The sequence below is a fragment of the Streptomyces sp. NPDC037273 genome (genome assembly GCF_055603625.1).
Map to the genome: position 1 here is coordinate 234519 of NZ_JBVJVO010000005.1, position 11609 is coordinate 246127.

Consider the following 11609-nt stretch of genomic DNA (forward strand, 5'->3'; position numbering starts at 1 on the left):
GAGGAAAAGCTGTTAAATCTCCACCCCCCGAAGTTTTTGGGGATAAACACCCCCCCTCGGTTGGGTGGCGGGGCTGGAGAGGGAGGCGGGGGGGGCCCCCCCCGGGGGGGCGCCCCCGCCCTCGTGCCTCGCGCGCGCGTGGTCAGTGCGCGGTCGGCCCGGTCTCCACGTACACGGTGGAACCGGTCCTGCGGGCCCGGTCGATCTCGGCGAGGCGGGCGAACTCCACCGGGTCCATCTCCCGCTCCCACTCGTCGAGGGTGCGCAGGCTGTACTCGCTGTGCTCACCGGGGTCGAGGACGACGGCGGCGATCTGTTCGTCCGTCAGCTCGCCGCCGTCGAAGATGAAGCCGATGTGGTTGGCGGGCCAGTCCTCGCCCCGGTCGGTGACGAAGTGGGTGCCGAGGAGGCGCCGTGCGCCGGCGAAGGCCATTCCGGTCTCCTCGCGGCACTCCCGGACCGCGGTCTCCCAGGGGGTCTCCCCCGGGTCCATGTTGCCGCCGGGCCACTGCCAGCGCCGGGTGTGGTCGCTGGCGCGCATCTGGAACGGGCGGCCCGCCGTGTCCGTGAAGTAGAGGCAGGCGTACGCCGTCGCTCTCGGCAGGGTCGCGACGTACTCGACGGGCGGCAGCCAGGTGTTCGCCATGGGCGGCTCTCTCTCGACGCGCTGATGGATCACCTCCATCCAAGCGGGCCGGAGGGCAGCGGCGGGCCGCTCACCTGCGGATCACCGGATCGTGTGAGCGTTCCGCCCGCCGCCGGGGCCGGGTCAGCCGGTGGAGACGAGGCCGGCCTCGTACGCGATGATCACCAGCTGCACGCGGTCGCGTGCGTCGAGTTTGGCGAGGAGCCGGGTGACGTAGGTCTTCGCGGTGGCGACGCTGATGTGGAGTTCGCCGGCGATCTCCGTGTTGGACAGACCGCGTCCGACGAGGGTGAGGACCTCCCGCTCGCGGTCGGTGATGCCCTCGGCGCGGCGGCGCGGCTCGGGGGCGGTGCGCGGACGGTCGGTGAACTCCTTGATCAGGCGGCGGGTGACGCTGGGGGCGATGAGGGCGTCCCCGGAGGCGACGACGCGGACGGCGGCGAGGATGTCGTCGAGGGCCATGTCCTTGACGAGGAATCCGGACGCGCCCGCGTGGAGCGCGCCGTACACGTGGTCGTCGTCGTCGAAGGTGGTGAGGACGACGACCCGGGCGCCGGTGGTGCCGGCGGTGATGAGCCGGGTGGCCTCGATGCCGTCGGTGCCGGGCATGCGGAGGTCCATGACGACGACGTCTGCTCCGGTCTCCTCGACGACACGGACGGCCTCGGCGCCGTTCGCCGCCTCGCCGGCGACGACGAGGTCGGTGGTGTCGGTGATGACCATCCGCAGCGCGGTGCGCACCAGGGGCTGGTCGTCGGCGAGGACGACCCGGACGGGCCGTTCGGCGGTGGTCTCGCTCATCGGGTGGTGGCTCCTGCGGGGACGGTGGGAAGGGGCAGGCGGGCTGTGACGCGGAATCCGCCGCCGGGGCGGGGGCCGGCGGCGAACTCCCCGTGGAGGACGGCGACGCGCTCGCGCATTCCGGTGAGCCCGTAGCCGGAGCCGGGACCGGGGCGTACGCGCGCGTGGCCGGGGCCGGCGCCCCGGTCCTCGACGGTGAGGGCGAGGGCGGCGGGGTCGCTCCGGTCGACGGTGACCGTGCAGGAGTCGGCGCCCGAGTGCCGTACGACGTTGGTGACGGACTCCTGGACGATCCGGAAGGCCGAGAGGTCGATGTCCGGGGGCAGGGGGTGCGGGGCGCCGATCCTGCGGACGGTGACGCGGACGCCCGCGTTTCCGGTGACCTCCGCGAGTTGGTCGAGGGCGGCGAGGCCCGACGGCCCCTCGACGCCCTCCGTGCCTTCCGTGTCCTCCCTGCGCAGGGCTCCGAGCATGCGGCGCAGTCCCGCGAGGGTCTCGCGGCTGGCCGTCTCGATCTCGGTGAGGGCCTGGCGGGCGGCCTCGGGCTGGGTGGCGATGACGCGCCGGGCGGCGCCGGCCTGGAGGGCGACGATGCCGATGCTGTGGGCGACCGTGTCGTGCATCTCGCGGGCGATCCGGAGGCGTTCACCGGTGACGGCCTGCTCGGCGGCCTGGGCGCGGCTGCGTTCCGCGTACTCCCTGGCCTGCCCCTCCGAGCGGCCCAGGAGCCAGGCCACGAGGGCGACCAGGGCGACGGCCAGGGCGCCCGTGGTGCCGGCGCTCCAGCCGGCGAGCAGACGGACCGCCAGGTAGACGACGAGCAGGCCCTGGGCGAGCAGGAGGGCCCGCCACGCCTCGCGCCGGGGACGGGCCGCGGCGATGGCGTACAGGGCGACGTCGACGGCGAGGTACTGGGCCATGGGTATGGCGGTGACGCCGAGCGGGGTGGACGCGATGACGGTGGCGACGAGGAGGTGGTTGAGGGCCGCGGTCGGACGGCGGGCCAGGAGGACGCTGCCGCGCAGGGTGAGGAGGGTGGCGACGGCCAGCATGGTGAGGCCGTCCCAGCGCAGGATGACGAAGCCGGGAAAGACATCCGGCTCTTCCTGGCCGGGGACGCGGATCCGCAGCAGGGCGGTGAAGACGATGCCCGCGCCCCAGGCGACGGCGGCCAGGCCGCCGGGCGTGACCCGCTTGAAGAACGGCGCTGCTGACGGGGTGACGGACATGCGGTGATCGTAGACGCGCGCGGTGGGGCGGGGCATCGGACCGTGGTTGTACGACCCGGGGTGACAGCCGAGGTCGTCGATTGTCCGCGCCGGACCGATGCCCGGGGCGGGCTGCCGGCGGCACGGTGGTGCACATGATCGAAGTCAGGGAACTCACCAAGCGCTACGGCGCCACGACGGCTGTCGACGCCCTCACGTTCACCGTCCGGCCGGGCCGGGTCACCGGCTTCCTGGGCCCCAACGGCTCAGGCAAGAGCACCACTTTGCGGATGGTCCTCGGCCTGCACACGCCGACGAGCGGCTCGGTGACCGTCGACGGCCGGCCGTTCGCGGACCGGCCGCGCGGGCTGCGGCACGTCGGGGCGCTGCTCGACGCCGGGGACGCGCACGGCGGCCGGACCGCCCGGGCGCACCTTGCGGTCCTCGCGCGCAGCAATCGCGTCCCGCTCTCGCGGGTCGACGAGGTCCTGGAGGAGGTCGGTCTCGCGGGGGCGGCCAGGCGCCGGATCGGCGGGTACTCGCTGGGGATGCGGCAGCGGCTCGGCATCGCCGGCGCGCTGCTCGGCGACCCGCCGGTGCTGCTGTTCGACGAGCCGCTGAACGGTCTCGACCCGGAGGGCGTGAAGTGGGTCCGCGGCCTGTTCCGGCGGCTCGCGGCGGAGGGCCGCACGGTGTTCGTGTCGAGCCATCTGATGACGGAGATGGAGCACACGGCGGACGAGCTCGTGGTCATCGGCCGCGGCGCGCTCATCGCGGCGGAGAGCCTCACCGAGTTCGCCGCGCGCGGCCGGCGCCTGAGCGTGACCGTCGGTACGCCGGACCGGGTGGCTCTGACGGCCGTGCTGCTCGGCGCGGGCGCGGCGGTCGAGGAGGAGGCCGGGCAGCTGACGGTGACCGGTCTGACGGCGACCCGGATCGGCGAACTGGCCCTGGAGCACCGGGTGGCGCTCGACCAGCTGACCACCCGTACGGCCTCGCTGGAGGAGGCCTTCATGGAACTGACCGCCGACAGTGTCGAGTACCTGGCAGGAGACGCCCGATGACGACCCTCGAACTTCCCGTGGCCGCCGTGGTGGAGCCCCGTGCCCGTTTCCGTGACCTCGTGGCGTCGGAGTGGCTGAAACTGTGGTCGCTGCGGTCGACGGGCTGGTCGCTGCTCCTGGGGGCGCTGGCCGTGGTCGCCTTCAACTTCGGCACCGCCTGGGACCACTACCGCTACTGGCTCGACTACGACGAGGCGAGCCGGGCCGAGTTCGTCGCGAACGGCATGGCGCTCTGGGACGCGTTCACGTACAACGCGTCGCTGGTCCTGATCCTGGCCTCGGCGGCCATGGGGGCGAGCGCGGTGGTCGGCGAGTACGGCAGCGGTCTGATCCGCACGACGTTCACGGCGGTCCCGGCGCGGGGTGCGCTGATGGCGGCCAAGGTGCTGGTCGTGGCGGTGGTACAGGCCGTCTTCGGGGCGGTCGTCGCGGTCGCTTCGTTCTGGTCGACGCAGGCGATGCTGTCGGCCCGTGACATCGGGCTGCCCCTCACCCACCCGGGCGCGTGGCGGATCGTCGTGGCCTCCGCACTCCTGGCCCCCGTGTGCGCGGTGACCGGGATGGCGCTCGGCGCGCTGCTGCGGAAGAGCGCGGTCTCGGTGGTCGGTTCGGTCGTGCTGCTCCTGCTGCTTCCGGCGGTGCTCTCGGAGCGACGGCACCTGTCGGCCGTTCTCGCCCACGCGACCCCGCTGCACGCCTGGCAGCGGCTCGCGGACGCGGGGCCTCCGGCCGAGGTGCCGTTCCCCTGGTCGGCGGGCGGCGCCTGGCTGGTGTACGCGCTGTGGGCGCTGGGCGGGGCGGCGGTGACGGTGCTGTCGGTGCGGCGCCGGGACCAGTAGCGGTCGGCGGGGCGGCGATGAGTGACGGTCACAGGGGGCGGCGCAGTCGGCGGCGGACGAGGTGCTCGTGGACGAGGCGGCCCGCGAGCGCCCCTCCGTACACGACGAAGCCGACGCCGACGAGCCAGGACTGGAGGACGAGGACCGTGCCGAACTGCCCGTACGTCACGGCGTTCGAGGCGATGAGCGGGGAGAAGACGAGCTGCGAGAAGATCCGCAGGCCCAGGAGGCCCAGCGCGGTGAGCGCGGCTCCCGGCGCGAGCGCGCGCCAGCGGATGCGGCCGCAGAGCAGGAACCGCTGGGACCACCAGAAGAAGACGAAGGTGCCGAGGACGTCGCCGAGGGCGACGACGGTGGTGACGCCGGCCGGGGCGTTGTCGGGGGCGGGGAAGGCGACGAAGAGGAGCAGGGAGGCGACGAGGACGGCGAGCCAGACGACGTGCCGCCACATGGTGTGCCAGCGGGCGGTGGGGAGGTCCCACACTCGCTCGTATCCGGTCTGGACGGCGGAGCCGAAGGTGACGCCGAAGGCGGCGAGGGCGGCCAGGCCGAAGGCGGTGGTGCGCTGCAGGGCCTGCCCCGGCTGGCCGAAGAGCCGTTCGACCTCCTCCTGCGAGACCTCGGAGACGCCGAGTCCCTGGACCAGCCAGCGGGCGAAGCCCTGGCCGCTGGCGAGGTCCGCCGCCGCGACGACGATCAGGAGCGGGACGAGGGTGAGCAGGCTCAGCGCCGCGAAGCCCATGGCGCGGTGCATGAGCTCCATGGCACGGCCCCGGTTCCACGCGAGCCCGACGGGCGAGGCCATCACGCGCGTGTGGAGTCGGTGGAACCAGTGGCCGTGCTCGGCGGGGGCACCGTCGTGCGGCGGACCGGGAAGGGAGGGCATGCCTCGTCAGGTACCCGGCCGGGCCTCGGCCCATCGCGAGGGCGCCGCCGAACGGGTGGCGCCGACCGGGCCACAGGGCCCGCTTCGTCCCGTCCGTCCCGGCGAAGCCGGGCCGTCCCCGCGAAGCCCGACCGGCCAGGCGAAGCCCTACCGGCCCTGCAAAGCTCGGCCGTCCCCGCGAAGCCCGTCCGGCCCGGCAGAGCCACGCCGTCCCGGCGAAGCCCGGCCGTCCCCGCTAAGCCCCGCCGCCTCTGCGAAGCCCCCCAGGCCCGCGGAGCCCCACCGTCCCGGAGGGGCCTCAGCCGGTCCCGCGGAGCCGTGCGCCCGGGCCGGGGCGGACCGTGACGTCGCGGGGGGTGAGGACCGCGTGTTCGTCCCCCTCGCACTGGATGACGACGCGGACGGGGGCGTCGCACGTGGCGTGGCGGATGTCGAGGACGGGGCCCTCGGGGTCGGAGGCGTGCGTGTCGCCCCACTGCTTGAGGGCGAGGAGGACGGGCCAGAGGTCGACGCCCTTGCGGGTGAGGCGGTACTCGTGGCGGGTGCGGGTGCCGGGCTCGCGGTAGGGCTCGCTGCGCAGCAGGCCGGCGGCGACGAGCTTGCGGAGGCGGTCGGCGAGGACGGCCTCGGAGAGGCCGAGGTGCTGGCGGAACTCGTCGTACCGCCGGACCCCGTTGAACGCCTCGCGCAGGATCAGCAGGCTCCACTTCTCGCCCACGACGTCCAGGGTGCGGCGGACCGGGCAGTTCTCCGTATCCGTCTCCAGCCAGTTCATCCACCCACTGTAGCCACCTGGCTCTGTCGTTGACAGTCAGCTGACGCGGAAGCTAGCTTCGCTGTACAGAGTCAGATGGTGAACGGAGTGGAGCGGTCATGGGGCGGTCACGAACGGTCGAGTGGGAGGACGCCGGAGCCACCGCGCGCGCCGCGATGTCGATGGCGGGCATCGACTTCCTGCGGGAGATGATCGCGGGCCGCCTCCCGGGGCCGCCGATCGCCGCCCTGCTCGGCTTCACCCTGGAGGAGGTCGAGCACGGCCGCGCGGTGTTCGCGCTCGAACCGGGCGAGGAGCACTACAACCCGATCGGCAGCGTGCACGGCGGGGTCTACGCGACCCTGCTCGACTCGGCCGCCGGCTGCGCGGTGCACACCACGCTCCCCCAGGGCATGGCGTACACCTCGCTCGACCTCTCGACCCGCTTCCTGCGCCCGGTCACGATGGACACCGGCAAGATCCGGGCCGTCGGCAAGGTCATCTCCCAGGGACGCCGCACGGCGCTGGCGGAGGCGAGCCTCTACGACGCCGAGGACCGGCTCCTGGCGCACGCGACGAGCACGTGCATGCTGTTCCCGGTCCCGTCGTAGGACCGTTGCCGGCCCCCGGTGTCAGCGGCTGCCGGGGACCGGGCGGGTGCGGGTGCAGCCGTCGGGAGCGATGTCGGGGACGCCGTTGGCCTGGAGGGCGGCGCTCACCAGGGTGGCGAGCAGATCGATGTCCGAGCCCATGTCCAGACGGACCGTCACCCAGCCCGAACCGGCCCGCAGCCGCACCGCGCTCGACCCGAGGAGGGCCGGGCGCAGTTTGGCGACCATGGCGCGGGTGAGGTGGACGTCGGCCTCGTGCTCGCCGTGGAAGTGGACGATTTCCTGCGTCGCGGTGCCCAGTCCGAGCTCGGCGCCGCAATGGGCGCGGCCGGGGGTCAGCGAGGGCCAGCTCATCAGACGTTCACTGGCATGCCTGGCCGTGTTCATACGAGGAGCGTGCCGGGCCCCGGGGCCGTGCACAAGCGTCCGGCGGGAAGAATCCCGCGCAAGCGTGAAACCGGTCATGTACGAGGGCGGTGTGACCGTATGTCACGTCGATTCGTGGGGTGGGAGTGACCCTCTGTCACGACGTGGGGCGGGCGCGAATGCGGGCCGCCAGGACGGCGACGTCGTCCTCCGCCCCGTGCGCGCCGAGGCGGTGGAGCACCTCGTCGACGACTTCGCGCGGGCCCGACTCGGCGGGCAGCCGCAGGGCGGCGAGGCGGGCGAGGGACTCGTCGATGTCCTCGCCGCGCCGTTCGACGAGGCCGTCGGTGAAGATCAGCAGGGTCTCGGCCGAGGTGAGCGGGCGGGTGGTGGGCTCGTAGCCGCCGACGCCGGTGCCGAGCGGCGGGCCGACCGGGAGTTCGACGAGTTCCGCGGAGCCGTCGGCCGCGAAGACGGCAGGCGGCAGGTGCCCCGCGCTCGCGAAGGTCGCGCTTCCGCGCGCCGGGTCCACCCGGACCAGGAGGCAGGTGGCCGGGCGGCGGGCGTCGTCCTCGGCGACCACCGCGTCCAGGTGCCGCAGCACCCGGTGCGGCGGCAGGTCGGTCGCGGCGACCTCGCGGAGCGCGGTGCGGTACGCGTTCATGTCCACGGCCGCCGCCAGGCCGTGCCCCATCACGTCGCCGACGACGAGGAGGCTCCTGCCGAAGTGGAGCCGTACGGTCTCGAACCAGTCGCCGCCCACCAGCGTCCGCGGCCCTGCGGGCAGATAGCCGCCGGCTATCTCCAGGTTGGGGTGCGGCCTGCCCGGTTCGGCGACCAGGGCGCGCTGGAGGTGGAGCGCGGTGTCCTCGGTGGCCGCGAGCTTGCGGGCGTGGCCCAGGTGCCGGGCCGCGAGCCGGGCGGTGTGCCGGATCAGTCCCACCTCGTCGGCCGAGAACACGCCGCCGGCACGGGTGACGGTGACCGTACCGAGCGGCTTCTCGCCGTGCACGGCGAGCGGCACGGCGAGACTGCGGCCGTCGGCGGAGACCTCACGGCCGGCCGCGGCGGTGGAGCCCCCACCGGCGCCCGCTGCCCGGTCGTCGGTGCCGGCCGCGTGCCGCAGCGGGCCGGCCGGGGTGGTGAGGAGGTCGACCGTGACGGAGGCGCCGTGGAGGTGGTGGGCGAGGAAGGACGTGAGTTCCCGGCAGGTGGTCGTCTCGTCGAGCGTCGTGCCGATCTCGCCGATGGCCCGTTCAAGGCCCCTGGTCAGGAGTGCCTCGTCCCGTATCGCCACGACACCTCCACCGCCCGCGCGGTCCTCCGGGCGGCGCGCCCGGTCTCCCCATTGCACCAGCGGGTGGCGCCCCGCGCACGGCACGGAGGCGGTGCGGGGCGGTTGTGCGGCGGTGCGCGATCTGATCAAGTACGACTGATGCTACTGGCCGGTACGCCATTTCGCTCCCCGGGGGGACAGCCATGACCACCGCCACGACCACCGGATTCTTCGCCTCCGTCGACGACGTCGCCGAACGGCTCGCCACCACGGGCTACCTGGCGTCGCCGGCCGTCGCCACCACCGTCTTCCTCGCCGACCGGCTGGGCAAGCCCCTGCTCGTCGAGGGCCCGGCCGGGGTCGGGAAGACGGAGCTCGCCAAGGCCGTCACCGAAGTGACGGGAGCGCGTCTGGTGCGGCTGCAGTGCTACGAGGGGGTCGACGAGTCCCGCGCCCTGTACGAGTGGAACCACGCCAAGCAGCTGCTGCGGATCACGGCGGGACGCGGCGAGTCCTGGGACGAGACGCGGACGGACATCTTCGGCGAGGAGTTCCTGCTCCCCCGGCCGCTGCTGACCGCGATCCGCTCGGACGAGCCGACCGTCCTGCTCATCGACGAGACCGACAAGGCCGACGTCGAGGTGGAGGGCCTGCTCCTGGAGGTCCTCGGCGACTTCCAGGTGACCGTCCCCGAGCTCGGCACGATCACGGCGAAGCGGCGGCCGTTCACCGTCCTGACCTCGAACGCGAGCCGCGAGCTGTCCGAGGCGCTGCGGCGGCGCTGTCTCTTCCTCCACATCGGTTTCCCCGAGGAGGAGCTGGAGCGCCGGATCGTCACCCTCAAGGTGCCGGGGCTCGACGCCGCGCTCGCCGCGTCCGTGGTGCGGGTCGTGGGGGCGCTGCGGGCCATGGACCTGCGGAAGGTGCCGTCGGTGTCGGAGACGATCGACTGGGCCCGCACGCTGCTCGCGCTCGGCGCGGACCGGCTGGACGAGCGGGTCGTACGGGAGACCCTGGGCGTCCTCCTGAAGCACCAGGAGGACATCGTGAAGGCGGCGGCCAAGCTCGACCTGGACGCGGTGTGAGCACGCCGGCCCCCGCAGGAGGGACGGCGGAGCGCCTGACGGGCCTCGTGGCGGCGCTGCGCGCGCACGGATTCGGGATCGGCACCGGCGAGACGGTCGACGCGGGGCTGGCACTCCAGGCGGTCGGCTTCACGGACCGCGACCGGGTCCGTGAGGCGCTGGCGGCGACGCTGCTCCACGGCGAGCTCCAGCGCCCGGTGTTCGACCGGGTCTTCGACCTGTACTTCCCGCTCGGCGGCGGCGCTCCCGGAGCGGCCGAGGAGGACGGCGGCACTCCGGCGGACCTCGCGGCGCTGCGGGACCGGCTCGCCGAGGCCCTGGCTGCCGGTGACGGCGCCGCCCTCGACCGGCTCGCGGCCGAGGCGGTGGGCGGTTTCGGCGGCTATGGGTCCGGTCCGGAGTCGGACGGCTGGTCCTCGTACCAGACCTTGTCGCGGGTACGGCCCGAGACGCTGCTCGCCCGGGTCCGCGCCGCGCTGCGGGCGGCGGCCGGCACGACGGACCCCGAGTTCACCGACCGGCTGCTCGACGACGAGATCCGGCGCGGGATCGAGGCCTTCCGGGAGCAGGTGCGGACCGAGGCGCGGCGGCGCGTCGCCGAACGGCAGGGCCGTGACCGGGTCGCGCGGCGGGCCGTGGCGGGCACGGCGGACCGAGTGGACTTCCTGCTCGCGGGCCGGGCCCAGCTGGACGAGCTGCGGCGTACGGTACGGCCGCTCGCGCGGAAGCTGGCCACCCGGCTCGCGGCCCGGCGGCGGCGGGCCGCACGCGGCGAGATCGACCTCCGGCGGACGCTGCGCGGTTCGCTGTCGACCGGCGGCGTGCCGGTGCGTCCCGTGCTGCGGCGGCGCCGGCCGCGGCGGCCCGAACTCGTCCTGCTGTGTGACGTCTCGGGCTCGGTGGCGGGCTTCGCCCAGTTCACGATGCTCCTGGTGCAGGCCTTGCACGACCAGTTCAGCCGGGTCCGGGTCTTCGCCTTCGTCAACCGGGTGGACGAGGTGACGGGTCTGATCGCCCGCGGGTCGGCCGACCCGGCCGCGCTGGGCGACCGGATCCTCTCCGGGGCGCGGCTGACCGGCTGGCACGGCCAGAGCGACTACGGCACGTCGCTTGGCGAGTTCGCCGAGCGGTACGCGGAGGCCGTCGGCCCCCGCACGGTGGTGTTCGTCCTCGGCGACGCCCGAACCAACGGCGCCGACCCCAATCTGGCCGCGCTCCGGCTCGTCGCCGGACGTGCCCGCCGGGTCCACTGGCTCAACCCCGAGCAGCCCTCGCTGTGGGGCACCGGCGACTCGGTCGCCCCCGCCTACGCCGGTGTCGTCGACATGCGCCCCTGCCGCAACGCCAAGGAGCTGGGCGCCCTGATCGGCCGCCTGATGCCCGTCTGACCAGGGGTACGCGCGCGTGGTGGCCCGGTCGATCGCCCGGGCCACCGGCTCCGCCCGGTTGTACGAACAGCGGATCGGCGAACTAGCGTGACCTCCATGGAACTCTTGGGAGAGATCACGGCCGACCGTCCCCTGCTCGTCCTCGCGGTCAAGGAGGAGGCGCAGTTCCTGGACACCGACCTGCCCGTCCTGCTGACCGGCATGGGCAAGGTCAACGCGGCGACCGCGCTCGCGACCGCGCTGGGCCGGGGCCCCCGGCCCACCGGCGTCGTGAACCTCGGGACGGCCGGCGCGCTGCTGCCGGGCTGGACCGGCACCCACGTCGTCGGCACCGTGCTCCAGCACGACCTCGACGGCGAGCTGCTCGCCACCCTGACCGGCGAGACGGACGGCGCCCCGCTGACGCTGCCGGACGGCGGCGACGTGGTGCTCGCCACCGGTGACGCGTTCATCGCCGACGAGGCCGCCCGCGCCCGGCTCGCCGAGCGCGCGGCGCTGGTCGACATGGAGGGGTACGCGCTGGCCACGGCCGCCGCGCTCGCCGGCGTACCGCTGCGCATCGTGAAGCACGTCAGCGACGAGGCCGGCGACGGCGCCGCCCGCAGCTGGCGCGAGTCCGTCGCCGAGTGCGCCCGCGCGCTCGCGGACTGGGCCGAGGCGAACACCCCGTACCGCTCCTGAGACC

The 11609-nt window shown here is 74.1% G+C and carries 13 protein-coding genes; 6 read left to right on the top strand and 7 right to left on the bottom strand.

Translation table 11 applies throughout. The features are described 5' to 3' along the window. Window positions 1-142: 142 nt before the first annotated feature. The 3 genes from ACZ7G1_RS15950 to ACZ7G1_RS15960 form a co-directional block, all read right to left on the bottom strand. Window positions 143-646: an NUDIX domain-containing protein gene (locus ACZ7G1_RS15950; protein ID WP_470881635.1), complete on the bottom strand. Its 504-nt coding sequence runs from the start codon at window positions 644-646 to the stop codon at window positions 143-145. Between the two features lie 123 nt (window positions 647-769). Further along, entirely contained in the window at window positions 770-1447 is a 678-nt protein-coding gene (locus ACZ7G1_RS15955) for a response regulator (RefSeq protein ID WP_470881633.1), read from the bottom strand. Further along, window positions 1444-2676 (bottom strand): sensor histidine kinase, encoded by a 1233-nt coding sequence (locus tag ACZ7G1_RS15960; protein ID WP_470881631.1) that lies wholly within the window; start codon window positions 2674-2676, stop codon window positions 1444-1446. Before ACZ7G1_RS15960 ends, ACZ7G1_RS15955 begins: the two co-directional genes overlap by 4 nt. Before the next feature lie 134 nt (window positions 2677-2810). Between ACZ7G1_RS15960 and ACZ7G1_RS15965 the strand changes: the two genes are divergently transcribed. Further along, a complete protein-coding gene (locus tag ACZ7G1_RS15965) occupies window positions 2811-3719 on the top strand; it encodes an ABC transporter ATP-binding protein (protein WP_470881629.1) in 909 nt (302 codons plus the stop codon). After that, window positions 3716-4558 carry an ABC transporter permease gene (locus ACZ7G1_RS15970; protein ID WP_470881627.1) on the top strand — a complete coding sequence of 281 codons (843 nt, stop codon included), beginning with the start codon at window positions 3716-3718 and terminating at the stop codon, window positions 4556-4558. Before ACZ7G1_RS15965 ends, ACZ7G1_RS15970 begins: the two co-directional genes overlap by 4 nt. A 28-nt stretch (window positions 4559-4586) precedes the next feature. On the opposite strand, the gene ACZ7G1_RS15975 is transcribed toward ACZ7G1_RS15970, so the two are convergent. After that, window positions 4587-5444: a YhjD/YihY/BrkB family envelope integrity protein gene (locus tag ACZ7G1_RS15975; RefSeq protein ID WP_470881625.1), complete on the bottom strand. Its 858-nt coding sequence runs from the start codon at window positions 5442-5444 to the stop codon at window positions 4587-4589. A gap of 298 nt (window positions 5445-5742) precedes the next feature. After that, complete coding sequence (locus tag ACZ7G1_RS15980) at window positions 5743-6219, bottom strand: winged helix-turn-helix transcriptional regulator (RefSeq protein WP_470881623.1); 477 nt, start codon at window positions 6217-6219, stop codon at window positions 5743-5745. Window positions 6220-6317: 98 nt separating this feature from the next. On the opposite strand from ACZ7G1_RS15980, the gene ACZ7G1_RS15985 reads away from it, so the two are divergent. Further along, entirely contained in the window at window positions 6318-6809 is a 492-nt protein-coding gene (locus tag ACZ7G1_RS15985; protein ID WP_470881622.1) for a PaaI family thioesterase, read from the top strand. Between the two features lie 21 nt (window positions 6810-6830). Here the strand turns inward: ACZ7G1_RS15985 and ACZ7G1_RS15990 are convergent, their stop codons facing one another. Then, the gene (locus tag ACZ7G1_RS15990; RefSeq protein WP_470881621.1) at window positions 6831-7196 is read right to left on the bottom strand and encodes a luciferase domain-containing protein; all 366 of its coding nucleotides are present in this window, start codon (window positions 7194-7196) and stop codon (window positions 6831-6833) included. 136 nt (window positions 7197-7332) lie between these two features. Continuing rightward, complete coding sequence (locus tag ACZ7G1_RS15995) at window positions 7333-8472, bottom strand: PP2C family protein-serine/threonine phosphatase (RefSeq protein WP_470881620.1); 1140 nt, start codon at window positions 8470-8472, stop codon at window positions 7333-7335. A gap of 182 nt (window positions 8473-8654) precedes the next feature. On the opposite strand from ACZ7G1_RS15995, the gene ACZ7G1_RS16000 reads away from it, so the two are divergent. From ACZ7G1_RS16000 to ACZ7G1_RS16010, 3 genes are all read left to right on the top strand, one after another. After that, a complete protein-coding gene (locus ACZ7G1_RS16000; protein ID WP_470881618.1) occupies window positions 8655-9536 on the top strand; it encodes an AAA family ATPase in 882 nt (293 codons plus the stop codon). Continuing rightward, window positions 9533-10924, top strand: a complete 1392-nt coding sequence (locus ACZ7G1_RS16005; protein WP_470881616.1) for a VWA domain-containing protein — start codon at window positions 9533-9535, stop codon at window positions 10922-10924. Before ACZ7G1_RS16000 ends, ACZ7G1_RS16005 begins: the two co-directional genes overlap by 4 nt. A 96-nt stretch (window positions 10925-11020) precedes the next feature. Continuing rightward, complete coding sequence (locus ACZ7G1_RS16010) at window positions 11021-11605, top strand: nucleosidase (protein ID WP_470881614.1); 585 nt, start codon at window positions 11021-11023, stop codon at window positions 11603-11605. The last annotated feature ends 4 nt before the right edge of the window (window positions 11606-11609 follow it).

Excerpts from the sequence above, each read along its gene's own strand:
- ACZ7G1_RS15950 (WP_470881635.1), bottom strand. The coding sequence starts at position 646 with ATGGCGAACACCTGGCTGCCGCCCGTCGAGTACGTCGCGACCCTGCCG.
- ACZ7G1_RS15955 (WP_470881633.1), bottom strand. The coding sequence starts at position 1,447 with ATGAGCGAGACCACCGCCGAACGGCCCGTCCGGGTCGTCCTCGCCGAC.
- ACZ7G1_RS15960 (WP_470881631.1), bottom strand. The coding sequence starts at position 2,676 with ATGTCCGTCACCCCGTCAGCAGCGCCGTTCTTCAAGCGGGTCACGCCC.
- ACZ7G1_RS15965 (WP_470881629.1), top strand. The coding sequence starts at position 2,811 with ATGATCGAAGTCAGGGAACTCACCAAGCGCTACGGCGCCACGACGGCT.
- ACZ7G1_RS15970 (WP_470881627.1), top strand. The coding sequence starts at position 3,716 with ATGACGACCCTCGAACTTCCCGTGGCCGCCGTGGTGGAGCCCCGTGCC.
- ACZ7G1_RS15975 (WP_470881625.1), bottom strand. The coding sequence starts at position 5,444 with ATGCCCTCCCTTCCCGGTCCGCCGCACGACGGTGCCCCCGCCGAGCAC.
- ACZ7G1_RS15980 (WP_470881623.1), bottom strand. The coding sequence starts at position 6,219 with ATGAACTGGCTGGAGACGGATACGGAGAACTGCCCGGTCCGCCGCACC.
- ACZ7G1_RS15985 (WP_470881622.1), top strand. The coding sequence starts at position 6,318 with ATGGGGCGGTCACGAACGGTCGAGTGGGAGGACGCCGGAGCCACCGCG.
- ACZ7G1_RS15990 (WP_470881621.1), bottom strand. The coding sequence starts at position 7,196 with ATGAACACGGCCAGGCATGCCAGTGAACGTCTGATGAGCTGGCCCTCG.
- ACZ7G1_RS16000 (WP_470881618.1), top strand. The coding sequence starts at position 8,655 with ATGACCACCGCCACGACCACCGGATTCTTCGCCTCCGTCGACGACGTC.
- ACZ7G1_RS16010 (WP_470881614.1), top strand. The coding sequence starts at position 11,021 with ATGGAACTCTTGGGAGAGATCACGGCCGACCGTCCCCTGCTCGTCCTC.